The organism is Streptosporangium sp. NPDC048886 (genome assembly GCF_055586905.1).
The window spans coordinates 45,117-69,619 of record NZ_JBVJHH010000034.1 but is presented as its reverse complement, the minus strand read 5'-3'; the positions used below and the strand labels follow the sequence as shown (position 1 = coordinate 69,619).

Here is a 24,503-nt window from a genome sequence, read left to right as displayed (position 1 = left end):
TATGGGGAGGCGAGCACCCTTGCGGCCCCCTAGGCTGGGTAGGTGACAGATCGCATCGAGGCAGCCGCCGCTGAACTGCGTCCCCTGCTCCAAGAATTCATCCTCTGGGCGCGCGAGAACGCACCCGGCAGCGATGCCAACCTGGTCGGCTCGGTGGTCCTGTGGCACCGGCTGATCGCCTCCGACGACGTGGGCCGGTGGAAGCGGGCCGATCTGCGCACGGTGCTGCTCGACCGGATGCCCCAGGTCGTGGAGGACCCGGACGCCGCCGCCGACGGCATGGTGTCCGCGGTCCGCGCCTACCTGACCTTCCTGTCGGAGACCGACCGGCTCTCCAAGGGCTCCGCCTCGCTCAAGGACCTGCTCGCCGAGCTCGACGACCTTGAGGACGACTTCGTCGACGCGATGGAGGACCTCGTCGCCGAGCAGGACGAGGAGGAGGAAGACGAGGAGGACGAGGAGGAGGACGAGGGGCTGGGCGACTTCGAGCCGTTCGCCGACGAGCTCGCCGAGCTGCCGACGATCCGGCTGCGCCCCGACGCCGAGCTGGCCGCGGCCACCCGGGTCGCACCGCTGATCGCCAAGGCGCGCGACCTCGCGGTCTGGGTCGGGTCCGAGCGCCGGGTGGGCGAGACGAGCCTGCTCACCGACGCCGAGATCACCGAGGCCCTGGCCGCCCTGGGGCTGCCCGCGCCCAAGGGGGGCGACAGGTCGCTGGCCGACTCGGTGCCCGCGCTCTGGAACATCTGGAACCTCGCCATCGACCTGGACTTCCTCCAGCCCGAGGGCGAAGACACCGTCAGCGCGGACGCCGACACCGCCGACTGGCCCTTCGAGGAGGACGACGACGCCCTCGACGTCTGGATGGCCGGCCTGCACTCGATCGACTACGGCGACCCCGAGCTCGAGGACGAGGACGCCACGATCGCCCTGTCGGGACTGACCCGGGCGCTGCTGGTCCGGGTGCTCCTGGCGACCGGCTCCAAGCCGCTGGCCGAGCTCCGCGCCGAGCTGGCCGAGGCCGCCGCCGAATACGACGAGCAGGGCGCCGAGGCCTGGGCCGCGGCCATCGCCCAGTACGGCGACCCGCTCAGCCCCGTCCTCGACTGGCTGGCCGGCTACGGCATGGTCGAGGTCGAGCACGACCAGGTACGGCTGACGCCGCTCGGCATGGAGGGCGTGGTCCACCTGGCCGACGACGCCGACATCGAGCTGGACGCCCGGCCCGCCATCGACGCGATGACGGCCCTGGACCTGCTCTCCTTCAGCGCGGAGCTGCCCGAGGAGGAGGCGGACGCCGAGTTCGCCGCCTGGATGGAGCTGCGCGAGCCCGACCGGGCCGCCAAGGAGCTGCTGGAGGCCGCGGCCGAGGACGACGCGGACGCCCTGGTCCGGGTCCAGGCGGCCAGCATGGTCGGCTCGCTCGGCGAGGTCGCCGTGCCCGCGTGGCAGGACGCCCTGGACGAGCCGTCCCTGCGCCCCTACGCGGCCACCCACCTGGCCCAGCTCGGCGTCGACGACGCTCCCCCGCCCACCCAGGCCGACACCCACTGGCTGATCCTCGACATGCTGACCATCTCCGCCGGTCTCGGCCGGCCGGAGTTCGTCAGCAGCCTCGACGACATCGGCAACGTGCCGAAACTGATCAACCTCCTCGACGTGATCTGGAAGGTGCCCCACCCGCACCTGGAGGAGCTGCTGGAGGCGATCGGCAAGGCCCACCCGGACAAGCAGGTGGGCAAGGCCGCCAAGCGGGCCCTGTTCAAGGCCCGTTCCACCAACAACTGAGGTGACCGGAGGTGGGCCGGGGTGGGCCACCGGAGTGTGGCCCACCCCGGCCCACCTCCCCTGACCAGCCCGCCGCGCCCTCCCCCAGCCGCCCTGACCCGCCCGGCCCACCCCGCCCGGCGCGCTCCGGCCCGTCGGGCGCGCTCCGGCTCGGTCCGGTCGCACGGGCACCGGCCGCACGGGCACCGGCCCGGCCCGGTCACCGGCCCGGTCCAGTCCGGCCACGGGTACCGGCCCGCAGCGCGGCGCCGGAGAGGCGCCGACACGAGACAGACAAGAGGGCAGATCGTGACATATCCAGATCCGACTTACTTCGGCGACAAGGGCGAGATCAACGCGACCTACCGCCCGGCCGCCCACACGCCCGAGCTGACCTACCGGTCCGGCAACACGGTGCACTACCTGGCGACGGGAGCCTCCACCAACGGCCAGTTCGGCCTCTACCGCTGGGAGATGGGACCGGAGCCGAGCGGGCCCGACCAGCACTTCCACCGGTCGATCTCCGAGTCGTTCTACATCCTCACCGGAACGGTCCGGATCTACGACGGCAGCCGCTGGATCGACACCGAGCCGGGCGACTTCGTCCACGTCCCCGAGGGCGGCGTCCACGCCTTCCGCAACGAGTCGGGCGAGCCCGCGTCGATGCTGCTGCACTTCGCCCCGGGCGCTCCCCGCGAGGGCTACTTCGAGGGCCTGGCGGAGTTCGCCGTCTCCGGCCGTCCCAGCGACGAGGAGCTGGCCGCCTTCTACTTCCGTCACGACACCTTCTGGCTCTGACCGTTCCGCCACGACACCTTCTGGCTCTGACCGGATGATCCGCCGCCGTTCACCCGCGCCCTGGTGGCCGGGCCCGTCCCGGCCCGGGACGCCGGCCACCGGTCGCCCCAGGGCGGTCCGGGGGTCCGGCGGCGGACAAAGAGGATCCGAAAGGGATCGTCTACTTCAAAACCATCTGCTACGGTCTCTCCTGTTGCCCCATTCGACAGGAGTGCCCTCATGTCTGCCGCTTCCGCCCCTTCCGCGCCCCGGTCGCGCTGGCTCGCCCTCGGAGTGATCGCCACCGGGATGCTGATGATCGTCCTCGACGGCAGCATCGTGACCGTGGCGATGCCGGCCATCCAGAACGATCTGGGCTTCTCCCCGGTCGGCCTCAGCTGGGTCGTCAACGCCTATCTGCTCGCGTTCGGCAGCCTGCTGCTGCTGGCCGGACGGCTCGGCGACCTGATCGGCCGCAAGCAGATGTTCCTGGCCGGCACCGCGGTGTTCACCGCGGCCTCGCTCCTGGCCGGGGCGGCCACCTCCCCCGCCGTGCTGATCGCCGCCCGGTTCCTGCAGGGGATCGGCAGCGCGATGGCCGCCGCGGTCAGCCTGGGCATCCTCGTGACGCTGTTCACCGAGCCCCGGGAGCGCGCCAAGGCGATCGCCGTCTTCAGTTTCACCGGCGCCGCCGGCGCCTCGATCGGCCAGGTGCTCGGCGGCGTCCTCACCGACGTCCTCAACTGGCACTGGATCTTCTTCATCAACCTGCCGATCGGGCTCGCGGCGCTCGTGATCGCCGTGCCCGTGCTGCCCGCGGACCGCGGGCTCGGCCTGGGGGCCGGGGCCGACGTCATCGGCGCCCTCCTGGTCACCGCCGGGCTGGTGCTGGGCATCTACACCGTCGCCAAGGTCGAGGAGCACGGCTGGACCTCGGCGCCCACGCTCGGGTACGGCGCCCTCGCCGCCGTCCTGCTCGCCGCGTTCGTCATCCGCCAGGCCACCGCGCGGAACCCGCTCATGCCGCTGCGGATCTTCCGCTCGCGCAGCGTCTCGGGGGCCAACCTGGTCCAGATCCTGATGGTCGCCGCGCTGTTCTCCTTCCAGATCCTCCTCGCCCTCTACCTGCAGCGGGTGCTCCGGTACGGCGCCGCCGAGACCGGCCTCGCGATGCTCCCGGCGGCGGCGGTCATCGGCGCGGTGTCGCTGGGCGTCTCCGCCCGGCTCAACGCCCGCTTCGGCGAGCGCAACGTCCTGCTGGCGGGGATCGCGCTCCTGATCGGGGTCCTCGGGCTGCTCGCCCGCGTCCCCGTGCACGCGGACTATCTCACCGACCTGTTCCCGGTGATGCTGCTCGCCGCGGGCTTCGGGCTCGCCCTCCCGGCGCTGACCACGCTCGGCATGTCCGGCGCGGGGGACGACGACGCCGGGCTGGCCTCCGGACTGTTCAACACCACCCAGCAGATCGGCATGGCCGCGGGGGTCGCGGTGCTGTCCACGCTGGCGGCCTCCCGCACCGAGGGCCTGCTCGCCGCCGGCGAGAGCCGGGCCGTGGCGCTGACCGGCGGCTACCACCTGGCCTTCGCCACCGGTGCCGGGCTCCTCGTCGCCGCCTTCGTCGTCGCCTTCACCATGCTGGGCCGGCCCGGGCGGAGCCCCGCCGCGGAGCCGGAGAACGGCAGCCCGGTCACCGCGCACGCCGTGATCGGCTGACCCCACCACCACGGCCGACGACCGGCCCCACGCCACCACCAGACGACTGACCCCACACCACGACCAGCGGAAGGCTGATCCGATGAACGAGAGCACGATCGAGAGCGGGACCGCACCGGGCGGAGAGGCGCAGAAGCCGGGCGCCGGGCCCGCGCCCCGGATCCTCACCCAGGAGGAGCTGTCCGGACTGCTGCGCGAGCAGCGGTCCGGGGTGCTGGCGAGCGTCCGGCGCACCGGCCACCCGCACCTGTCCACCGTGCTCTACCACTGGGATCCCGAGGAGCGCGTGCTGCGGATCTCCACCACGGCCGACCGGCTCAAGACGCGCCAGCTACGGCACGACCCGCACGCCGCCCTGCACGTCGACGGCCCGGACCTGTGGTCCTTCGCCGTCGCCGAGGGTGAGGCGGAGGTGTCGGAGGTGACGACCGTACCCGGTGACGCCGTGGGGCGGGAGCTGCTGGCCCTGACGCCCGGTTTCGAGGATCCCGCGGAGGAGGCGGCCTTCCTCGAGCAGATGGTGGCGGACCGGCGCGTGGTGATCAGGATCCGGGTGACCCGCCTGTACGGAACGGCCCTGGACATCCCCGGCTGATCAGCCGCTCCCGCCGGACCTCCCACCGGCCGCCGCGTCGGCCACGGCGCCGGCCAGCCCCTCGGCCCAGGCCCCGTAGCCCGCGGCCGAGGGGTGGAAACCGTCCCGGGCGAAGAACCCGGTCGGCTCCGGGGGGACGTCCACGTTCATGTGGGTCATGCCGGCGACACCGCCCACCACTTCCCGCATGACCCGGTCCAGGGCCCGGGCGCGCAGCCCCATGACCGTCCTGAGCGGCCGCGGCAGGGCCGGGAAGCGGCCCACCGGAGGCATCCCCGTCACCAGGATCGGCACGCCGGGAATCCTCGCGCGCACGGCCGCGACCAGCTCGCGCAGCTCGCGCCCGAAGCGGGGCGGCCGGTTGAGTTCGAGCAGCTCGTTGACCCCGAGCACGGCCACCACCACGTCGGCGGGCTCCAGCAGCGGGACCAGCTCCGCGGTGGCGGTCCGGGTGTTGATCCCGCTCCTGGCCGCCACCTGCCAGCTCACGGGCCTGCCGGTCCGTACGGCCGCCGCCCGGGCCAGGTGTCCGGCCAGGCCGTCCTCGTGGGTCTCGGCGCCCACACCGGCCGCGGTGGACTCGCCGAGCACGGCCATCCTGAGCGGCACGCCCGCTCCCGTGACCGTCCCGGTGCGCGGCCCCGCCGCCTCGGGCAGCCGGGGTGTCCCGCGCCGCATCCGCAGGCCCTGGACGGCCAGCACCGGGGCGAGGAGGAGGGTGATCGGCCCGGCCAGCCGCACCGGGAGATCGTTCACCGGGTTTCCTCGTGCCATGGGAGATCGTTCACCGGGTTTCCTCGTGCCAGTCGGGCAGCGGACGGTAGATCGCCACACCGCTGTCCTCCAGCTCCTGGCGGAGCTTGAAGTACTCCTCGCCGAACGGGTCGACGCCGTTGAGCGGCATCAGGCCGCGGCGGATGGCCAGGTCGTGCGGGGCCAGCTCGGCGGCCTGGGCGAGATGCCGCTCGGCGGCCGCCGGCCGGCCGCCCCGGAACAGCCACGCCGCCAGCCGCGCGTGCAGCCGGGCCAGGCGCTCGTCGTCGGTGGGGGCGCGCAGCTCCCGGGCGGTCGTCCCGGCGTCGCCGTCGATCACCCACCTGCGCAGGGCGGCGGTGGCCCGCTCGGAGGACAGGCCGTTCATCGACCGGAAGGTGTCGGTGGCGGTCATGGTGTCCTGCGGCCGGGCGATCCGGCCCTCCTCGTCGATCCAGACCACGGTCGGCACGTTGATCACGTTGTAGAGCTCGGCGATCCGGCCGTCCGCGTCGATCACCGCGGGGTGGGTGACGTCGGCGAGCCACTCCCGCGCGTCCTGCGGGTCGCGGTCGAGGGAGACGCTGACCACGCTGAACCCGTGTCCGCCGAGCTCTCGGTGGAGGGCCTCCCAGGCGGGCAGGTCGTAGCGGCAGCCGCACCAGGAGGCCCAGAAGACCAGTGCGACCTTGGTGCCGCGCAGGCCGGCCAGCGGGCCGAAGTCCGGGGCCCGGTCGAGGGTGGGCCCGGCCGGCTCGCCGACCGCCACCACGCCCTCGTCGAGGTCGGCCACCACCTGCCTGCCGAGCAGCCCGGCGAACCTCACCAGGTCCACACCGTCGCCGCTCTCGGCCGCCGCGGCACGGAAGGACGGGATGCAGGCTTCCTCCCGGCACCAGCCGTGCGGCTTGCGCTCCCAGCCGAGGATCTTCACCCCGTGCGGCACGGCCAGTCCGTCGATCTTCTCCTCGTGCCCGTCGGCGAGCAAGGTGATCATCTTCAACCCCCTATTGGATAGCGTCACTCTCCAATTATTGGACAGCAGAGCTATCCAATCAAGGGGTAATCTTGTCCCACGTGCCGGAAAACAGAAAACCCCCGGAAGCCGATGCTTCCGGGGGTTTCACCCATGTAGCCCCGACCGGATTCGAACCGGCGCTACCGCCTTGAGAGGGCGGCGTCCTAGGCCACTAGACGACGGAGCCTTGCAGAGATGACAGTGGTAGTCCCGACCGGATTCGAACCGGCGCTACCGCCTTGAGAGGGCGGCGTCCTGGGCCACTAGACGACGGGACCCTACACACTGTCGTCAGATCCGGGGGGACCGGATCTGAAGCATCCCCCTGGAAGGGGATGCAGCTGGGGTACCAGGACTCGAACCTAGAATAACTGAACCAGAATCAGTCGTGTTGCCAATTACACCATACCCCACCGCGTTTGACCCCCTTGCGGGGCTCGCTGGCGACTCCGAAAGAATAGCCCAGGTTGGGGGTCAAGGCCAAAACGATTGGCGACGGCAGGATCCCCCTGGCGGCGGAGTGCAGCCGAGGGTCCGTTATGTAACGCTGATTTCGGAGATCTGTCCGCATGTGAGGAGACCACGCCTTGACCGAGAACCCGTTCTTCTCCCCCAGCACGCTGCCCTACAAGCTGCCCGACTTCACCCGGATCCGGGAGGAGCACTACCTGCCCGCCTTCGAGCGCGGCATGGCCGACCAGCTCCGGGAGGTCGAGGCGATCGCCGGGGACACCGGCCCGGCGACCTTCGCCAACACGGTCGAGGCCCTGGAACGCTCCGGCCAGATCCTGAAACGGACGGCGACGGTCTTCATGAGCATCGCCTCCTCCGACACGACCGACGGCATCCGGGAGATCGAGACCGAGGTTCTCCCCAAACTGACCAAGCACAGCGACGCCATCCACCTCAACCGCGCCCTCTACGCACGGATCAAGCAGGTCACCACGGAGGACCCGGAGGAGGCGTGGCTGCTGGAGAAATACCGCGAGGACTTCGTCCGGGCCGGCGCCGACCTGTCCGAGGCCGAGCAGGAGCGGCTCAAGGAGCTCAACGAGGAGCTGACCAGGACCGCCACCGCCTTCTCGCAGAACCTGCTGACGGCCTCCACCGCCTCGGCGCTGGTCGTCAAGGACGCCAAGGAGCTCGACGGGCTCTCCGAGAGCGCGATCAAGGCGATCGAGAAGGACGGCGAGTACGTCCTGCCGCTGCTCAACTTCACCAACCAGCCCGCCCTCGCCGAGCTGACCGACAGGCAGACCCGCAGGAGGCTGTACGAGCTGTCGGTGAGCCGGGCGCCGGAGAACTTCGACCTGGCCGTCAAGCTGGCGACGCTCCGGGCCGAGCGGGCCGCCCTGCTGGGCTACCCCAACCACGCCGCCTACTCCGTGGCCGACCAGACGGCCAAGACCACCGACGCCGTCGAGGAGATGCTCGGCAAGCTGGTGGGCCCGGCGGTGGCCAACGCCCGCCGCGAGGCCGAGCTGCTGAGCGAGCAGGCCGGCTTCCCCATCGAGGCGTGGGACTGGTCGTTCTACGCGGAGAAGGCGCGCAAGGCGCGCTACGACTTCGACAGCTCCGAGCTGCGCCCCTACTTCGAGCTGGACCGGGTGCTGCGGGACGGCGTCTTCCACGCCGCCGGCGAGCTGTACGGGATCACTTTCGCCGACCGGGACGACCTGACCGGCTACCACCCGGACGTGCGGATCTTCGAGGTGTTCAACGCCGACGGCTCACAGCTCGGCCTGTTCGTGTTCGACCCCTACGCCCGGCCCACCAAGCGGGGCGGCGCGTGGATGAACAACCTCGTGGACCAGTCGCACCTGTTCGGCGAGCTGCCCGTGGTGATGAACAACCTCAACATCACCAAGCCCGCCGAGGGCCCGACGCTGCTGACCTTCGACGAGGTCAACACCGCCTTCCACGAGTTCGGCCACGCCCTGCACGGACTGTTCTCCGACGTCCGCTTCCCCCGGGTCTCCGGCACCGAGGTGCCGCGCGACTTCGTGGAGTATCCCTCCCAGGTCAACGAGATGTGGGCGACCTGGCCGTCGGTCCTCGCCAACTTCGCCAGGCACCACGAGACCGGTGAGCCGGTGCCGGCGGAGCTGCTGGAGAAGATGAAGGCCGCCGAGAAGTTCAACCAGGGCTTCGCGACCGTGGAGTATCTCGCCGCGGCGCTGCTCGACTGGGCCTGGCACAAGCTCGCCCCCGGCGAGACCGTCGAGGACGCCGAGGCGTTCGAGGCCGCGGCCCTGGAGCGCGCGGGCATCGCCTTCGACCTGGTCCGCACGCGCTACCGGACCAACTACTTCGCGCACATCTTCTCCAGCGGCGTGGGCGGCTACAGCGCCGGCTACTACTCCTACATCTGGAGCGAGGTGCTGGACGCCGAGAGCGTCGAGTGGTTCAAGGAGAACGACGGCCTCAAGCGCGGCAACGGCGACCACTTCCGGTCCGCCCTGCTGTCGGTCGGCGGATCCATGGACGTGATGGCCGCCTTCCGCAACTTCCGCGGCCGCGACCCCCGCATCGAGCCCCTCCTGGAGCGCCGTGGCCTGCTGACCTGATCTCCGCCGCCCGCCGGGGCGGAGGCGCCTCCACCCCGGCGGGCGGTCAGGACTCCAGCTCGGCGACGGCCTCCCTGAGCCACCGCTTCTCGGCCTCACCGGTGGCCCGGGCGATCAGCAGCATGCCGCGGTGGAACGGGTCGGGGACCTCCTCGGCCCGCAGCGGCCGGCCGTCGCGGTAGAAGAAGCTGGCGGGGGCCTGCAGGAAGGCGAGGCGGCGGCGGAGCACCCCGGCCTGGTCCGCGCGGTCGGGCAGCTGGGCCAGGAAGGTCAGCAGGCCGAAGAAGCGGGTCTGGTCGCTGATGTCGAGGTCGGCGGGCTCCCGCAGCCGCCGCAGCAGCTCCGCCCGCCCGGCCTCGGTCAGGGTGAGGACCTGACGGCGGGCCGCGCCCGCCCCCTCCTCCTCGTGCCGCTCCACGAGCCCGCCCTTCTCCAGCCGGGCGATCGCCGGATAGAGGGCCCCGTCGCTGACCGGCCGCAGATGGCCGCTGAGCTGGAGGATCCGGGCCTTGAGCTCGTAGCCGTGCATCGGCCCCTCGCCGAGGAACCCCAGGATCGACAGGGTCAGGTCGCCGCTTGCCATGGAAGCATCGTAACGCTATACCTCTAAACGAGATAGCTCGAAACGAGGTGTTGCGTGAAACTGATCCGCCTTGCCCTGCCCGTCTACGTGGAGCTGCTGACCGCCGTGGTCGCGGTCGGCCTGATCGACCTGCTCTGGGTCTCCGGCCTGGGCAGCCGGGCCGTGGCCGCGGTGACGGTCGCGACCACCACCGAGCACCTCGCCCTGGGTGTCATCCTCGCCGTCCAGACCGGGACCACCGTCCTGGTCGGCAGGCGGGACGGCAGGGAGCCGGTCACGCCGGTGATCCGTACGGCGTGGCTGCTCTGGGCGGCGGCCAGCCTGGCGGTGGCGGTCCCCGGGGTGCTGCTGCGCGAGCCGCTCGCCCGGCTCTTCACCGGCGACGCCGCGACCGCCGCCCTGACCGCCGACTTCTACCTGGTCTCCCTGGCCGGGATCCCGATCTTCTTCGCCCAGTCGCTGACCGACGGGATCTTCAAGGGGCGCGGCGACACCACCACCCCGATGCGCACCGCCCTGCTCTGCAACGCGCTGGTGATCGTCCTCGACCCGCTGTTCATCTACGGCCTCAACCTCGGCGTCCAGGGGGCCGCAGCGGCGACCGTGCTGGCCCGGGCGGTCACCCTCGCCGTCGCGCTGACCCTTCTCCTGCGGCGGACGCCCCGCGACCGTACGGCCCGCGCGGACCGTACGGTCGCGGCGGAGATCGTCCGCACCGGCCTGCCCATGTCCGGGGACTTCCTGGCCCGGGCCCTGGCCGGCATGGTCCTGGTGGAGGTGGTCGGCGGGTCCGGCGTCGTGGCGCTGGCGGGCTACGGCATCGGGATGAAGATCATGCTGGCCGGGACGATGGCCTTCTACGCGCTCCGCCAGGCCGCCATGATCCAGACGGCCCGCTCCGGCGCGGCGGGGCCCGCCCTCGGGTACGGTCTGGCCGCGGGCCTGGTCGTCGCCGCCGCGCTCAACGCCGTCGCCGCGCCCGCGGTGGGACTGTTCACCGGCGATCCGGCGGTGGCCGCCGGGGCCGTGAGCTTCCTGCGCTGGATGACGCTCTATCTCGTCCCGTTCGGCGGCCTGATCGCCGTCGGCGGGGTGCTCCAGGCGAGCGGGAGGGGCGGCAGGCTGCTCACCGCCACGCTGACGGGTCTCGCGCTCCAGCTCCCCCTCGCCTACGCCCTGGGCGCCGCGCTCGGCCCCACGGGCGTCTGGCTGGCGATGGCGGCGGGAGCCGCGCTCTCGCTCGCCCTCACGCTCACCGCGGGGCCCGGCCGGCCGGACGGCTCCGCCGCCCCGGTCCCGGGCCCCGTCCGGCTGCCGCGGCTCAGCCCTGGAGCCTGGCGAGGGCGGCGCGGATCCGGTCCATCGAGCGCTCCCGGCCGAGCGCCTCGACCGACTCGAACAGCGGCAGGCCGACGGTCCGGCCGGTGACGGCCACCCGGACCGGGGCCTGGGCCTTGCCGAGCTTGAGGCCGTGCTCGGCCCCGACCTCCTCCAGCGCGGTCTTGAGCGACTCGGGGTCCATGTTGACCTTCTCCAGCCGGGCGAGGTAGCCGGTGAGGATCTCTGCGGCGGAGGTCTTCATGGCCTTGTCCCACGACGCCTGGTCGAAGACGGGCTCGTCCAGGAAGAGGAAGTCGACGTTCGCCGTGATCTCGGACAGGACCGCGATGCGGGTCTGGGCCAGCTCGGCGACCTTGGCGAAGGTCTCGCGGTCCCAGCTCGGGTCCAGCCACGGCTCGCAGCGGGCGATGAAGGTCGCCAGCGGCAGCGCCCGGATGTATTCGCCGTTGAACGCGCGGAGCTTCTTCTCGTCGAAGAAGGCCGGGGACGGGTTGACGTCCGACAGCTTGAACAGCGGCACCATCTCCGACCAGGGCATGATCTCCCGGTCGTCACCCGGGCCCCAGCCGAGCAGCATCAGGTAGTTGACCATGGCCTCGGCCAGGTAGCCCTCCTCGCGGTAGGACTCCAGGGCGACCTTGTCGCGGCGCTTGGACAGCTTCTGGCGCTTCTCGTTGACGATCACCGGCACGTGCGCCCAGGTGGGCGGGGTGACGCCGAGCGCCTCCCAGAGCAGCTGCTGCTTGGGCGTGTTGGACAGGTGCTCCTCGGCGCGGACCACGTGGCTGATCCGCATCTCGATGTCGTCGACCACGTTGGCCAGCACGAACAGCGGGGAGCCGTCGGCGCGGGCGACGACGAAGTCCTCCATCGCGTTGTTGGGGAACTCGACCGTGCCGCGGACCAGGTCCTCGACCACGGTGACGCCGTCGTCGGGGGTGCGGAAGCGGACCGCGCCCTCGGCCAGGCCCCGGTCACGGCAGAAGCCGTCGTAGCCCTTGTGCTCCGAGCCGGTGCGGGCCTTCACCTCGTCGCGGGTGCAGGTGCAGAAGTAGGCCCGGCCGCCGGCGACCAGCTTGGCGACCGCCTCGCGGTGCTGCTCCTCGTAGGCCGACTGGAAGTAGGGGCCCTCGAAGAACGGGCTGTCGCCGTTGATGCCGATCCACGCCAGCGCGGAGATGATGCCCTCGGTCCACTCGGGCCGGTTGCGGGCGGCGTCGGTGTCCTCGATGCGGAGCACGAACGTGCCGCCGGACTGCTCGGCCAGCGCCCAGTTGAACAGCGCCGAGCGGGCGCCGCCCACGTGGAACATGCCGGTGGGGGAGGGAGCGAAACGAACCCTAATCACGGGAGACCACCCGGTTGGTGAGAGTGCCGATTCCTTCGATGCCGACGCTGACCTCGTCGCCGATGTCCAGCGGACCGACCCCCTCGGGAGTCCCGGTGAGGATGACGTCGCCGGGGATCAGGGTCATGACCGCGCTCACGTGGGCGATCAGCGTCGGGATGTCGTACATGAGCTTGGAGGTGCGCGAGCTCTGCTTGATCTCGCCGTTCACCGTCGTGGTGATGCCCAGGTCGCCCGGGTCGAGCTCGGTCTGGATCCACGGGCCGAGCGGGCAGAAGGTGTCGAAGCCCTTGGCGCGGGTGAACTGGACGTCCTTCTTCTGCAGGTCCCGGGCCGTGACGTCGTTGGCACAGGTGTAGCCGAAGATGACCTCGTGGGCCCGCTCCGCGGGGACCTCCCGGCAGAGCCTGCCGATGACCACCGCCAGCTCGCCCTCGAAGTCGACCCGCCGCGACAGCCCCGTCGGGTAGGCGATGGCCTCCCCCGAACCGATCACCGAGGTGGACGGCTTCAGGAAGACCAGCGGCTCGTCGGGGACGTCGCCGCCCATCTCGCGGGCGTGGTCGGCGTAGTTTCTGCCGATCGCGACGACCTTGCTGGGCAGCATGGGCGCGACCAGCTTGACCTGCGAGAGCGAGTGACGCTCACCGGTGAACTGGATCGGGCCGAAGGGATGGCCGGAGATCGCGGAGACGAACTCCTCGCCGGGCCCGCCCTCGACCACGCCGAATCCGACACCCTCACCTGTGGAGAACCTCGCTATACGCACACGACAAGGCTAGTCGGGCCCGGGGTCCCGCCGGACCGCCGCCCGGCGCCGGGCCGCGGCGTGTCCGCCGTACGGCGCGCAGGCCGTCGCACACCTTCACGGGGAACCCTGGGGCGGGTCAGCCTCAGCGCACCCCACTGACCGGACTTCTCGCACATATCCATGATTACTCCAGAAAAAGGTATGTCCTGGTTGCTGTTCTTATGGGGGGTATTAAACCCAGTAAGCAACTTCGGGGAAGACTCGATCTTCCCCCGGGGGAAGGAACCGACGTGACCGAAGCCAACCCGGTGAGCACGCCGTCAAGGGGCGACGAGAGCACGGTGCCGCGGGCCCGGACCGACAGTCCTGGAGGCCGAGGGGATCTGATGACCCCCAAGGGCAACACGAGCATCGACAGCGGGGTCGTCGCGAAGATCGCGGGCCTGGCCGCCCGCGAGGTCGCGGGCGTCTACGACATGGGCGCCGGCACCGCACGGGCGCTCGGCGCGGTCCGCGGCATGGTGGGCGGCGACAGGAGCGTCACACAGGGCGTGTCGGTCGAGGTGGGCGAGCGGCAGGCGGCGGTCGACCTCGACCTGGTGGTCGAGTACGGCGTGGCCATCCCCGACGTCGCCGCCGCCGTGCGCCGCAACGTGATCACGGCTGTCGAGCGCATGACGGGCCTTGAGGTGACCGAGGTCAACATCAAGGTCGACGACGTCCACATGCCCGGCCAGGAGAAGGAAGGCGACAGGGGCAGGGCGGAGGAGGCCGAACCGGGACCGCGCGTCCAGTGAGCGACCTCGCCCACGAGATAGCCGACGCCGTACGGCGCTGCCCCGACGTCGCCGACCTGTCGAGCGGCCCGTTCGGGACCGTGGCGACCTACCTGCCTGGCGAGCGGGTGTCCGGCGTCGCCGTACGCGACCACGAGGTGGAGGTCGCCATCGTCGTCCAGATGGGACGGCCCCTCCCGGAGATCGCGCAAGAGGTGCGGACGGCGCTCGCCCCTCTGGTGGGCGACCGTCCGGTGAACGTCTATATCGGAGGTATTCGATGAACCAGTTCCCCATGTGGAGCATGGTCGGCATGCTCGTCGGCGTCGCCCTGGGCTTCGCGGCGGCCTTCGGTGGTCTCGGCGCGTTTCTCCTGGTGCTCGTCCTGGGCGCCGTCGGACTCCTCGTCGGCCGCATCGTCGACAGCGGCGAGATCGACCTGTCCCGGCTGGGCATGAGGCGGCAATGACCACCCCGGTCGGACACCGCGCCACGCCCTCCGAGACCCCCACCGACGTGCGCGGTCTCCCCGCGCAGCGGCCGGGCGGCACCTCGCCCGGCGACGCGGCCCGGTCCGCCGCGCCGGCCCGGCGGGTCCGGCCGGCCGTACCGGCCGAGCGGCGCGGCAGGACGGACATCCCGGAGCGGGTGGTCTCGCGCATCGCGGCCCGCGCGGCCGGGGAGGTGGCGCGGGTGCGCGAGGTCCGCGAGCGGGGGCCGCTGACCTTCACCGGACGCACCCGCGCCACCGTGGACGGGGACCTCACCGTGCTGAGGCTGGAGGTGTCGGTGGATTACCCCGCGCCGCTCCGGCAGGTCACCGAGGCGGTCCGGCGGCACGTCGCCGACCGGGTCGCCCTGCTGACCGGCCTGCACATCGGCCACATCGACATCGCCGTGACCGGCGTGGTGCCGCCCCTGCCGGAGGACGGCCCGTGACGGCCACCCCCGGTGCGCCCGGTCCCGCCTCCGGGCCGGGCCCCGCACCGCGGCCACCTGCCGCACCCGGCGCGGAGCTCACGGAACAGGCCCCACCGCCCCCGCCCGCCGGGATCCAGCGGAACCGGGCGGCCGACCGGGCGGCGAGCCGGGCCTTCCGTCCGCGCCGGGTGGTCCCCGCGGTGATCACCGCGGCCCTGATGACCGTGATCGGCGTCCTGGTCGCGGTGGAGACGGTCTCCGCGCTCCTCGGCCGCCCGGTGCGCTGGGTGCCCTACGACAGGATGCTGAGCTGGGCGTCCTCGACGCCGTGGAACGACCCGCGGGTGATGGCGGGGGCGAGCGTGGTCACCGCGCTGGGGCTGCTGCTGGTGCTGCTCGCGCTCGTGCCCGGACAGCCCAGGCTCATCCCCGCACGGACCGGCGACCCCGACCTGATCATCGGCGTGCGGCGCCACGGCTTCACCCGCGCCCTGGCCCACGCGGCCCGGCGGGTGCAGGGGATCGATCGCGCCCATGTGAGACTGCGCGGCCGGACCGCGCAGGTGACGGTGGACAGTCACATGTGGGACGTCACCGGGCTGGCGGAGGCCGTACGGCTGGCCGTCACCGAGCGGATCACCGCGCTCTCCCCGGTCGACGACTACGCCGTACGCGTGAACCTGCGAGGAAAGTGACCGCCATGGACAGGAAGACCGCGAGGGGCAACCGGCTGGGACTGCTCATCATGGGGCTGCTGCTGACGGCCCTCGGCGGCCTCGCGGTCGCCCGCGGCGCGGGCGCGCTCCCGCGGTCCTTGGCGCCCGCCCACGAGCCGCTCCTCGGCGCCCCGGTGCGCGAGGCGTTCACCCGCGACGGCCCGTGGCCGTGGTGGGCGCTCGCCGCCGGCGGGACCGTGCTCGCCCTCCTCGGCCTGCGCTGGCTGCTGGTCCAGGGCCGGCACACCAGGCTGGGCGACATCCGCCTGGCCGGCGGCCCCGGGGGGGTCACCGACATCGACGCCGGCAGCGTGTCCGACGCGCTGGCCGCCGACGTCAGCGCCCACCCCGCGATCCTCGGCGCCAGCGCCACCATGGTCGGCACGCAGGCGAACCCGGCGGTACGGCTGCGCGTGGTGGCCGACGAGAACCTCCCGATGAGCGCGATCCGCGAGCAGTTGGACGGGGTGGCCGTCCCGCGCATGCGCCAGGCGCTGGAGACCGAGCACATCCCGGCCGTCGCCCAGGTGAGCCTGGAGGAACCGCCACGGGCCCGCAGGACCGTCGCCTGACCGGACGGCGCCCTCCCCGGAAGTCTTTCCGGCGGCGCTCACGGTGCGGCTCCGGCCGGTGGGGCAGGATGGTTTCATGAGCGTTGTCAAGATCAATGTGCTGACCGTCCCCGCCGAGCAGCGCGAGGAGCTCGAACGCCGCTTCTCCGGGCGGGCCGGGATCGTGGAGTCGGCCGACGGCTTCGAGTGGTTCGAACTGCTCCGCCCGGTGGAGGGCACCGAGCAGTACCTCGTCTACACCCGCTGGAGGTCCGAGGAGGACTTCACCCGGTGGACGGAGAGCCAGGCCTTCCAGCGGGGTCACGCCCAGGCCGCCGCGGCCCCGGGCGCGCAGGGTCACGGCCATGCCGAGGCCCAGGCTCAGGGCCACGGCCACGGCCAGGGTCCGGCCGCGACCGCGGCCACGCTCTGGTCGTTCGAGGTGGTGCAGAGCACCGGTCCCAAGGACGGCTCCTGACCGGGTGATCCGCCCCCGGCCCGCCCGGGGCGCCGCCGTCTCCACGGCGCTCGGCGCGAGGGGGTGACGGCCGGCCTGGACAGGGCGGGCGTCAGCGGTCCAGCACGTTCGCCCGGATGCGGTCGGCGACGCCGCCGCGGACGAACACGCCGGCCAGGCTGTCCGGCTTGCGCGCGGCCTGGTCCCTGAAGCACGCGATGAACTCCTCGCCGAGCCCCAGCCGCGGGTAGCGCTCCAGCACCTCGGCCCGGAGCTCGGCCGGGAAGTCCTCCGGCCGGCGGCCGGAGACGTCCAGCGCGGTCGACAGCTCCAGCAGGTGGCCCTCGGGGTCCTGGGAGACATCCACCTTGTCCCACATGTGCCGCACGATCACCTCGGAGGCGCGCACCCGCCGCTCGACGGGCCACCCGGCCCCGGCGCCGAAGACCCACGCGAGGTGCCCGCCGGCCTCCTCGAACGGCACGGTGTGGCTGTCGAACTCCTTGACCAGTCCGATGTCGTGCAGCATCGACGAGACGTACAGCAGCTCGGCGTCGAAGGCGATGTCGTTCATCGCCGCGTAGGCCGCCGCCCACAGGTAGGCCCGCACCGAGTGGTTCAGCAGGGCCGGCGAGCAGTAGGCGGTGGCGACCTCCAGCGCGCCGCGGGTGGCGGAGGTGTCGGGGATCACGATGTCGGCGAATCTCATGGGTCCATCCTGCGCCGCCGCGGGCACGGCCCGTGAGTGGCCGGGAAGCCAACTGTCGATAGGATCGCGCCATGGGGTTCAGGACGGTCGCGGTGCTGCTGTTCGACGAGATACCGCTGTTCGAGGCGTCGGTGCCGATCGCGGTCTTCGGGGAGCGGCGGGTCTCGCTGCCGGAGTTCGACGTGCGCGCGGTGTCCGCCGAGGGCGGTCCGGTCCGCTCCGACATCGGCATCGCCCTGGCCGCGCCCCACGGCCTGGAGGCCGTGGACGAGGCGGATCTGGTGATCGTGCCGACCTGGCGGCGCCCGCTCGGCCGTCCGCCGGCGCAGGAGGCGCTGGAGGCGCTGCGCCGGGCCCACGGGCGCGGGGCGACGGTGGTCGGCCTCTGCCTCGGCACGTTCGTCCTGGCCGCCGCCGGCCTGCTGGACGGGCGCACGGCCACCACGCACTGGCGCTACGCCCCGCTGCTCGCCTCGGCCCATCCGCGGATCCGGGTCGAGCCCGATGTGCTCTACGTGGACGAGGGCGACATCCTGACCTCCGCGGGCAGCGCGGGCGGCATCGACCTCTGCCTGCACCTCGTCCGCCGGACGTACGGCTCGCGGACGGCCAACGACATCGCCCGGAGCCTGGTGGTGCCGCCGCACCGGGCCGGCGGCCAGGCACAGTACATCGACCACCCGGTGCCGCCGCCCTCCGACGGCGACCCGCTCGGCGAGACCCTCGACTGGGCCCTGCGCCATCTGGACCAGGAGCTCACCGTGGACGCGCTGTCCGCCCGCGCCCTGATGAGCCGCCGCACCTTCGACCGGCGCTTCCGCCAGGTCACCGGGACCACGCCCACCCAGTGGCTGCTGCACCAGCGGATCCTGCACGCCCAGCGGCTGCTGGAGACGACGCGGGAGCCGGTCGAGCGGGTGGCCCGCAGCGTGGGGTTCGCCTCGGCGGTGGCCCTGCGGCCCCACTTCCGCCGCCAGGTCGGGGTCTCCCCCACCGCCTACCGGGAGACCTTCGGCGACCCCGGCACGGCGGGCGCGGCGGCGCCCGCGGAGGAGCGACCGGCCGCCCGCGGACTGGCCTGATCGTCGCGGTGGATGGCCGGAAGGGCTATCACTCCGGCACGGCCCGCCCGGCCATGCTTAGGGACATGAAGCGAGCACTGATCGTCATCGACGTCCAGAACGAATATTTCACCGGCAACCTGCCCATCGCCTACCCTCCGCGCGAGGAGAGCCTGGCCAACATCCTCACCGCCATGGACACCGCGCGCGAGCACGGCGTCCCGGTGATCGTGGTCAGGCACTCCGCACCCGCCGAGTCCCCGCTGTTCGCCACCGGCGGCCACTCCTGGGAGCTGCACGAGGAGGTGGCGCGCAGGCCGTACGACCACCTGATGGACAAGACGATGGCCTCGTCCTTCGCCAAGACCGACCTGGCCGGGTGGCTGGACGCCCAGGGGGTCGACACGCTGACCGTCGCCGGATACATGACCCAGAACTGCGACGAGTCGACCGCCCGCGACGCCTTCCACCGGGGCATGGCCGTGGAGTTCCTGTCGGACGCGACCGGCACGCTCGCCCTGTCGAACCGGGCCGGCCGCGTGACGGCCGAGGAGCTGCACAACAACGTGCTGGTGGTGATGGGCTCCAACTTCGCCTCGGTGGCCACCACCGCCGAATGGGCCGACGCGGTCAAGTCCGGCACCTCCCTGCCCCGCCCGAGCATCTGGGCCAGCACCCGGGCCGCAGCGGAGTGACCGTACCCGCGAGGGTGCGCCGGTGGCTGGACCGAGGAGCGAGGGAGCCCGCGAGGGCGCGCCCTGAGAAGTGAGGGAAGCCACCGGCCACCGGCGCCCGAGCCGCGACGCACAGCGTCGCGGACAGACAGGCGTCGCCGTCGAAGGCGCCTTAAACGCCGGGCTCGCATCTAGTTGCTAACGATGTACCGGAAGAGGCTCACCCAGCTTGACCGGTTTGGTGGGATTCGGTCAGCATGATCCGCCCTCTTCGTCTGGCCTGGAAGGAACTGGCGTGCGCCGCCGCACCAAAGCACTCACTCTCTCCCTCGCCCTTCTCATGACCTGCGGCGTGGTGGCCGGCACAGCGGAGGCCTCGGACAAGGTCAAACGCACGAGCGAGTGCCAGGGCGACTGGTTACCGGCGACCCCGACGGCGCCGGACATCATGAGCGGCGAGCTGGAGTTCCTGAACCTGTCCCCGGTGAAGGTGGGCAAGGACGTCAACTGGCGCACCGACCCCTACCGCAACCGCTCGTGGAGCATGGTCTTCCACTCGCTGCGCTGGATGGGCCGCCTGGTCGCCGACTACGAGACGACCGGGCAGACGGCCTATCTGACCCGCGCCACGGAGATCGCCAAGGACTGGGTGGCGGACAACCCCCGCCGGGGCGGCGCCAAGGCCAGCCCGTACGCCTGGCAGGAGCATCCGATCGCGCTGCGCGCCCCCGCGCTGGTCTGCCTCAGCAAGCACGTCAGCGCGTCCTGGCTGACCAGGAGCCTGGCCGAGCACGCCAAGGTGCTGTCCGACCCGAGCCTGTACGAGAAGGGCCACAACCACGGCATCGACCAGGACATCGCGCTGCTGGGCATCGGCTGCCGCTACGGCAACCGCGCGTGGTCCGGTCTGGCCGTCAGGCGGCTGACCGAGACGGTGAAGCTGGACGTCGACTCCCAGGGGGCGCTGCGCGAGCAGGCCCCGCGCTACGCGATCTACGTCCACGAGCGCCTCAAGGTCGCGATGGACGGGATCAGGGAGTGCGGCCGGAAGGTGCCCGCCGAGATCACCCGGCGCTGGGAGTCGCTGGAGGACTTCATCTCCCACTCGACCCAGCCCAACGGGTTCATGGTCCCGATCGGGGACGGCGGCGCGGATGTGCGGCCGGTCGGGTACGACCACTCGAAGAAGACCGTGCGGGTGTTCGGCAACGGCTACGTCTACGGGCGCACCGCCTGGGACAAGCCCGAGTCGGCGTTCTACTCCATCCGCTTCGGTCCCGGCCTGAAGTATCACGGCCACGAGGACCACCTCGGCGTGACCTACTACGCCCAGGGCCGTGACGTCCTGGTCGACGTCGGCTTCCACTCCTACGAGAACAGCGGCTACCGCCGCTGGACGATGTCCCCGGAGGCGCACAACACGCCGTCCGTCGTCGGCGCCCGGTTCCGGGGCAGGACCGCCACCACCCTGAGCAGGTCCTCGATCGGGGAGGACCGGCAGAGCTACCGGCTGACCGACAGGGCCTACGGCGTGCCCAGGACCCGCTCGGTGCTGGTCAACCACGGAGACGACGTGATGGCCGTGCTGGACACGGTCCCCAAGGGCTCCCGGGTCCGCAACCTCTGGCACTTCGCCCCCGGGCTGTCCACCGTCTCGGACACCGGCGGCCGGGTCGTGTTGAAGGACAAGAGCGGCTGGAAGGCGACGCTGGTCCAGGTGTCGATGCCGTCCTGCGAGCCGGTGAGCGGGCTGCAGGTGGTCCGCGGCCGGACGAACCCCTACCAGGGCTGGGTCTCCCCCGCCTACCTGCAGAAGCAGGCCGCCCCGGCGGTCGTCTCCCCCGCCTCCGCGGGCGCGCTGCTCACCGTCGTGGTGCCGGGCACCGACAAGCCCTCACTCTCCTGCTCCGGCGGCAAGGTGAGCCTGAAGACGTCCGAGGGCTCGGTCAGCTTCAAGGTCAGCGGCGCCGACCTCTCCTGAGCGCCGCTCCGCCGGGCCCCGGGCCCGGCGGAGCCCGAGGCGGGGCCGGGCCGTCCCGGCCCCGCACGGCACCTGCCCGGCGCAGACCTGTCCCGCGGGGTACGGCCGGCCCGCCCCGCCGGGGTACGGCCGAGCCCGCCCCGTGGGGACGCCGGCCCGGGCCGTGCCCCCGCGGGGCCCGGATCAGTCCGCGGCGTGGCCGGCCCGGACCAGGCCGTAGGTGACGGCCTGCTCAAGGGCCTGCCAGGACGCCTCGATGATGTTCTCGTCGACTCCGACGGTGGCCCACTCGCCGGTCGCGTCGCTGGAGGTGATGAGCACGCGCGTTATCGCGTCGGTGCCGTGGGTGCCCTCCAGGATCCGCACCTTGAAGTCGATCAGCTCGACCTCGGCCAGCTCGGGGTAGAGCTTCTCCAGCCCCAGCCGCACGGCCCTGTCCAGGGCGTTGACCGGGCCGTTGCCCTCGCCGGTGGCGACGATGCGCTCGCCCTTGGTGTGCAGCTTGACCGTGGCCTCGCTGACCAGCTCGCCGCCGCGGGTCCGCTCGACGATCACCCGCCAGGACTCCACCGTGAAGTGGCGTCGGCGCTCGCCCGCCACGGTGTCGCGCAGCAGCAGCTCGAAGGAGGCGTCGGCGGCCTCGAAGGTGTAGCCCTTGGACTCCATGTCCTTGACCCGCTCCACCAGGTCGCGCGAGGTCTCCGGCGACAGCTCGTAGCCCAGCTCGCGGCCCTTGAGCTCGACGGAGGCGCGGCCGGCCATGTCGGAGACGAGCATGCGCATGTCGTTGCCGACCTGGGCCGGATCGATGTGCTGGTAGAGGTTGGGGTCCACCTTGATGGCGCTGGCGTGCAGCCCCGCCTTGTGCGCGAAGGCGGAGACGCCCACGTAGGGGGCGTGGGAGTTCGGGGTGACGTTGGTGACCTCGGTGATCGCGTGCGCGATCCGGGTCATGTCGGCCAGCGACTCCTGCGGGACGAGGTCGAAGCCCCGCTTGAGCTGGAGGTTGGCCACGACGGTGAACAGGTTGGCGTTGCCGGAGCGCTCGCCGTAGCCGTTGGCGCAGCCCTGCACGTGGGTGGCGCCCGCCCGCACCGCGGCCAGGGTGTTGGCCACCGCGCAGCCGGTGTCGTCGTGGCAGTGGATGCCGATCCGCGCGGAGGTCTGCACGGCCGCGTGCACGACCTCGGCGAGTTCGTCGGGGAGCATGCCGCCGTTGGTGTCGCACAGGGCGATGACCGAGGCCCCCGCCTCGGCGGCGGTGCGCAGGACCTCCAGCGCGTAGGCTGGATTGGACGCGTAGCCGTCGAAGAAGTGCTCGGCGTCGAGGAAGACCCGCTGTCCCTCCGCACGAAGGTGAGAGACCGTGTCGCGGATCATCGCGAGGTTCTCCTGGAGAGTCGTACGGAGGGCCAGCTCCACGTGCCGGTCGTGACTCTTGGCGACAAGGGTCACGACCGGCGCGCCGGATTCGCGCAGGGCGGCCACCAACGGGTCGTCGGCTGCCTTCACACCGGCTCGGCGGGTCGCACCGAACGCGGCGAGCTGCGCGTGCTTCAGGTCGAGCTCTGTTTGAGCCCGCCTGAAGAACTCTGTGTCCTTGGGGTTGGCGCCCGGCCAGCCCCCTTCGATGAAGCCGACGCCCAGACCGTCCAAGTGGCGGGCGATGGCCAGCTTGTCGACCACCGTGAGGTTGAGGCCCTCCTGCTGGGCGCCGTCACGGAGTGTGGTGTCGTACACGTGGAAGCGGTCGTCGGCCATGTCAGTCTCCTTCGCGGGGTTCGATGATTCGCCGCGCGCTCATCCGGCTTCGAAAAACAAAAAAACCCCTCACGGACGTGAGAGGTCTGCGCGCTGGCGGTGTCCCTTTTCAGCCAGCGCGCCTGCCGATAATGAGCAGACCGTAGAACATGATGCTCTGGAGTCTGCCACACGCTGACACCATTTGACACATCGATCTCACGATCCGAGATATACGGTCCGCCGACACGGGCTCGGACCTCAGCCGCGAACCGGCCGCCGGTGGCGACAATGGCCCCATGAAGGCGACTTATCTCGACCCTGCCGTCGGGCAGTATCTGCTCGCGCACACCACCCGGCCCGACGATGTGCTCGACGCGCTCGCCGTGGAGACCCGCGAGGCCACCGGCGACAGCGCGGTCATGCAGCTCTCCCCCGACCAGGGGCCGTTCCTCACCATGATCACCCAGCTCAGCCGCGCCGGGAACGTGGTGGAGGTGGGCACCTTCACCGGCTACTCGTCCATCTGCCTGGCCCGGGGCCTGGCGCCGGGCGGCAGGTTGACCTGCTTCGACCTCAGCGAGGAGTGGACGGCGATCGCCCAGCGCTACTGGGACAAGGCCGGGGTCGCCGACCGGGTGGAGCTGAGGATCGGCCCGGCCGCCGAGCGCCTGGAGGAGCTGCCCGGCGGGCAGAGCGTGGACCTGGCGTTCATCGACGCCGACAAGGCCGGCTACCCCGTCTACTACGAGATCCTGCTGTCCCGCCTCGCCCCGGGCGGCCTGATCCTCGCCGACAACACCCTGTGGAGCGGGCGGGTCGCCGACCCCACCGCCGACGACGACGACACCCGGGCCATCCGCGAGTTCAACGACATGGTCATGGCCGACGACCGGGTGACCTCGCTGATGCTCCCCATCGCCGACGGGCTCACCATGATTCGAAAGCACTGACGAGGAGTTCCCCGAATCCCGGACGGGCGCGAACTTTACGGTTACTTTGAGTCGCGTGTCAAACACGTTGCGCCCACCCGCGCGGAGGGGAAGATTGAGACCATGGCCAAAGTTCTGGAACGACCGACTGCGGATCCACCGCAAGAGGATCTCCGCGACGAGCTCGCGAGACGGCTGCCAGAGGTGCGCGAAAGATGTCCCGGCCGGCGTGTCGAGCTCATCAACGGCCGGATCGTGGTGAGGGAGTTGCCCACCGACAGCCACAACGACATCGTCTTCTGGATCATCACCCAGCTCGTCGGCATCGTGACCGGACAAGGCTGGAAGATCTGGCCCGACATCACACTCCACCTCGGCCCGCAGACCGACCGATACCGTCCTGATCTCACCGTCGTGCCCTCCAATCCCAGGATGTGGGACAAGAACGAGGTCTACGGCGATGTCACCCTGCTCGTGGTGGAGGTGGTCTCCCCGAGCAGCGTCAACGACGATCACGTCATCAAGCCACGCAACTGCGCGCAGGCGGGTGTGCCGCTCTATCTCGTTGTCGACGCCTTCGACGAGCAGGTCCGACTCCTCAGCCATCCCAGCCAGAAGGGATATCGGCAAGAGGTCATCGTCAAGTTCGGCGGCTCTCTGGACCTACCGGAGCCGTGGAATGTGACGATCGACACCGACAACCTGCCCAGAGTCTAGAACTTCCGGCGAGGAGAGCCCGGCCAGGTGGGAGGCCGGGCTCTTCTCGTGTCCG

At 71.6% G+C, this 24,503-nt stretch carries 25 protein-coding genes and 3 tRNA genes; 18 read left to right on the top strand and 10 right to left on the bottom strand.

Going from position 1 to position 24,503, the window contains the following annotated elements:
• The first annotated feature begins 42 nt into the window (after positions 1-42).
• The 4 genes from ACZ6R6_RS34425 to ACZ6R6_RS34410 all read left to right on the top strand — a co-directional run bounded on the left by ACZ6R6_RS34425 (position 43) and on the right by ACZ6R6_RS34410 (position 4,852).
• Positions 43-1,788 (top strand): hypothetical protein, encoded by a 1,746-nt coding sequence (locus tag ACZ6R6_RS34425; protein ID WP_470100485.1) that lies wholly within the window; start codon positions 43-45, stop codon positions 1,786-1,788.
• Positions 1,789-2,076: 288 nt separating this feature from the next.
• A complete protein-coding gene (locus tag ACZ6R6_RS34420; protein ID WP_470100483.1) occupies positions 2,077-2,565 on the top strand; it encodes a cupin domain-containing protein in 489 nt (162 codons plus the stop codon).
• Positions 2,566-2,784: 219 nt separating this feature from the next.
• Positions 2,785-4,257: an MFS transporter gene (locus tag ACZ6R6_RS34415; RefSeq protein WP_470100481.1), complete on the top strand. Its 1,473-nt coding sequence runs from the start codon at positions 2,785-2,787 to the stop codon at positions 4,255-4,257.
• A gap of 82 nt (positions 4,258-4,339) precedes the next feature.
• On the top strand, positions 4,340-4,852 hold the full coding sequence (locus tag ACZ6R6_RS34410; RefSeq protein ID WP_470100479.1) for a PPOX class F420-dependent oxidoreductase: 513 nt from the start codon (positions 4,340-4,342) through the stop codon (positions 4,850-4,852).
• Here the strand turns inward: ACZ6R6_RS34410 and ACZ6R6_RS34405 are convergent, their stop codons facing one another.
• The 5 genes from ACZ6R6_RS34405 to ACZ6R6_RS34385 all read right to left on the bottom strand — a co-directional run bounded on the left by ACZ6R6_RS34405 (position 4,853) and on the right by ACZ6R6_RS34385 (position 7,036).
• Positions 4,853-5,608 (bottom strand): SGNH/GDSL hydrolase family protein, encoded by a 756-nt coding sequence (locus tag ACZ6R6_RS34405; protein ID WP_470100477.1) that lies wholly within the window; start codon positions 5,606-5,608, stop codon positions 4,853-4,855.
• 28 nt (positions 5,609-5,636) lie between these two features.
• Positions 5,637-6,629, bottom strand: coding sequence for a redoxin domain-containing protein (locus tag ACZ6R6_RS34400; protein ID WP_470100475.1), 993 nt, complete (start codon positions 6,627-6,629; stop codon positions 5,637-5,639).
• Between the two features lie 108 nt (positions 6,630-6,737).
• Positions 6,738-6,810, bottom strand: a tRNA-Glu gene (locus tag ACZ6R6_RS34395).
• A gap of 15 nt (positions 6,811-6,825) precedes the next feature.
• Positions 6,826-6,901, bottom strand: a tRNA-Glu gene (locus ACZ6R6_RS34390).
• A 63-nt stretch (positions 6,902-6,964) separates the two neighbouring features.
• A tRNA-Gln gene (locus tag ACZ6R6_RS34385) sits at positions 6,965-7,036 on the bottom strand.
• A 174-nt stretch (positions 7,037-7,210) separates the two neighbouring features.
• On the opposite strand from ACZ6R6_RS34385, the gene ACZ6R6_RS34380 reads away from it, so the two are divergent.
• Positions 7,211-9,190 carry a M3 family metallopeptidase gene (locus ACZ6R6_RS34380; RefSeq protein ID WP_470100473.1) on the top strand — a complete coding sequence of 660 codons (1,980 nt, stop codon included), beginning with the start codon at positions 7,211-7,213 and terminating at the stop codon, positions 9,188-9,190.
• Positions 9,191-9,236: 46 nt separating this feature from the next.
• On the opposite strand, the gene ACZ6R6_RS34375 is transcribed toward ACZ6R6_RS34380, so the two are convergent.
• Positions 9,237-9,773, bottom strand: a complete 537-nt coding sequence (locus ACZ6R6_RS34375) for a PadR family transcriptional regulator (protein ID WP_470100471.1) — start codon at positions 9,771-9,773, stop codon at positions 9,237-9,239.
• 54 nt (positions 9,774-9,827) lie between these two features.
• On the opposite strand from ACZ6R6_RS34375, the gene ACZ6R6_RS34370 reads away from it, so the two are divergent.
• Positions 9,828-11,201, top strand: a complete 1,374-nt coding sequence (locus ACZ6R6_RS34370; protein ID WP_470100469.1) for an MATE family efflux transporter — start codon at positions 9,828-9,830, stop codon at positions 11,199-11,201.
• On the opposite strand, the gene gltX is transcribed toward ACZ6R6_RS34370, so the two are convergent.
• Together gltX and ACZ6R6_RS34360 are read right to left on the bottom strand one after the other, a co-directional pair.
• Complete coding sequence (gltX, locus tag ACZ6R6_RS34365; RefSeq protein WP_306875548.1) at positions 11,095-12,426, bottom strand: glutamate--tRNA ligase; 1,332 nt, start codon at positions 12,424-12,426, stop codon at positions 11,095-11,097. The two genes, ACZ6R6_RS34370 and gltX, sit on opposite strands and share 107 nt — an antisense overlap.
• Positions 12,427-12,454: 28 nt before the next feature.
• Complete coding sequence (locus tag ACZ6R6_RS34360; protein ID WP_306864987.1) at positions 12,455-13,231, bottom strand: fumarylacetoacetate hydrolase family protein; 777 nt, start codon at positions 13,229-13,231, stop codon at positions 12,455-12,457.
• A gap of 368 nt (positions 13,232-13,599) precedes the next feature.
• Between ACZ6R6_RS34360 and ACZ6R6_RS34355 the strand changes: the two genes are divergently transcribed.
• The 7 genes from ACZ6R6_RS34355 to ACZ6R6_RS34325 all read left to right on the top strand — a co-directional run bounded on the left by ACZ6R6_RS34355 (position 13,600) and on the right by ACZ6R6_RS34325 (position 16,655).
• Positions 13,600-14,010 (top strand): Asp23/Gls24 family envelope stress response protein, encoded by a 411-nt coding sequence (locus tag ACZ6R6_RS34355; RefSeq protein ID WP_470100584.1) that lies wholly within the window; start codon positions 13,600-13,602, stop codon positions 14,008-14,010.
• Positions 14,007-14,273 (top strand): Asp23/Gls24 family envelope stress response protein, encoded by a 267-nt coding sequence (locus ACZ6R6_RS34350; RefSeq protein WP_306864984.1) that lies wholly within the window; start codon positions 14,007-14,009, stop codon positions 14,271-14,273. The genes ACZ6R6_RS34355 and ACZ6R6_RS34350 overlap by 4 nt, the downstream gene beginning before the upstream one ends.
• Entirely contained in the window at positions 14,270-14,458 is a 189-nt protein-coding gene (locus ACZ6R6_RS34345; RefSeq protein ID WP_470100466.1) for a hypothetical protein, read from the top strand. Before ACZ6R6_RS34350 ends, ACZ6R6_RS34345 begins: the two co-directional genes overlap by 4 nt.
• On the top strand, positions 14,455-14,928 hold the full coding sequence (locus ACZ6R6_RS34340) for an Asp23/Gls24 family envelope stress response protein (RefSeq protein ID WP_470100464.1): 474 nt from the start codon (positions 14,455-14,457) through the stop codon (positions 14,926-14,928). Before ACZ6R6_RS34345 ends, ACZ6R6_RS34340 begins: the two co-directional genes overlap by 4 nt.
• A complete protein-coding gene (locus ACZ6R6_RS34335) occupies positions 14,925-15,605 on the top strand; it encodes a DUF6286 domain-containing protein (RefSeq protein ID WP_470100462.1) in 681 nt (226 codons plus the stop codon). Before ACZ6R6_RS34340 ends, ACZ6R6_RS34335 begins: the two co-directional genes overlap by 4 nt.
• Positions 15,606-15,610: 5 nt before the next feature.
• Positions 15,611-16,198, top strand: a complete 588-nt coding sequence (locus ACZ6R6_RS34330; RefSeq protein ID WP_470100460.1) for an alkaline shock response membrane anchor protein AmaP — start codon at positions 15,611-15,613, stop codon at positions 16,196-16,198.
• A gap of 76 nt (positions 16,199-16,274) precedes the next feature.
• Complete coding sequence (locus tag ACZ6R6_RS34325) at positions 16,275-16,655, top strand: antibiotic biosynthesis monooxygenase family protein (protein WP_470100458.1); 381 nt, start codon at positions 16,275-16,277, stop codon at positions 16,653-16,655.
• A 91-nt stretch (positions 16,656-16,746) separates the two neighbouring features.
• On the opposite strand, the gene ACZ6R6_RS34320 is transcribed toward ACZ6R6_RS34325, so the two are convergent.
• Positions 16,747-17,343, bottom strand: a complete 597-nt coding sequence (locus ACZ6R6_RS34320; protein ID WP_470100456.1) for an HD domain-containing protein — start codon at positions 17,341-17,343, stop codon at positions 16,747-16,749.
• A 71-nt stretch (positions 17,344-17,414) separates the two neighbouring features.
• Here ACZ6R6_RS34320 and ACZ6R6_RS34315 point away from each other — a divergent pair, with 71 nt between their 5' ends.
• From ACZ6R6_RS34315 to ACZ6R6_RS34305, 3 genes are all read left to right on the top strand, one after another.
• Positions 17,415-18,425, top strand: coding sequence for a helix-turn-helix domain-containing protein (locus ACZ6R6_RS34315; protein WP_470100454.1), 1,011 nt, complete (start codon positions 17,415-17,417; stop codon positions 18,423-18,425).
• Between the two features lie 65 nt (positions 18,426-18,490).
• Positions 18,491-19,099, top strand: a complete 609-nt coding sequence (locus tag ACZ6R6_RS34310; RefSeq protein WP_470100452.1) for a cysteine hydrolase family protein — start codon at positions 18,491-18,493, stop codon at positions 19,097-19,099.
• 274 nt (positions 19,100-19,373) lie between these two features.
• The gene (locus ACZ6R6_RS34305) at positions 19,374-21,059 is read left to right on the top strand and encodes a heparinase II/III domain-containing protein (RefSeq protein ID WP_470100450.1); all 1,686 of its coding nucleotides are present in this window, start codon (positions 19,374-19,376) and stop codon (positions 21,057-21,059) included.
• Positions 21,060-21,242: 183 nt separating this feature from the next.
• On the opposite strand, the gene cimA is transcribed toward ACZ6R6_RS34305, so the two are convergent.
• The gene (cimA, locus tag ACZ6R6_RS34300; protein WP_470100448.1) at positions 21,243-22,820 is read right to left on the bottom strand and encodes a citramalate synthase; all 1,578 of its coding nucleotides are present in this window, start codon (positions 22,818-22,820) and stop codon (positions 21,243-21,245) included.
• A 278-nt stretch (positions 22,821-23,098) separates the two neighbouring features.
• Between cimA and ACZ6R6_RS34295 the strand changes: the two genes are divergently transcribed.
• The gene (locus ACZ6R6_RS34295; RefSeq protein WP_470100447.1) at positions 23,099-23,752 is read left to right on the top strand and encodes an O-methyltransferase; all 654 of its coding nucleotides are present in this window, start codon (positions 23,099-23,101) and stop codon (positions 23,750-23,752) included.
• 102 nt (positions 23,753-23,854) lie between these two features.
• Positions 23,855-24,448, top strand: a complete 594-nt coding sequence (locus ACZ6R6_RS34290; RefSeq protein WP_470100445.1) for a Uma2 family endonuclease — start codon at positions 23,855-23,857, stop codon at positions 24,446-24,448.
• The last annotated feature ends 55 nt before the right edge of the window (positions 24,449-24,503 follow it).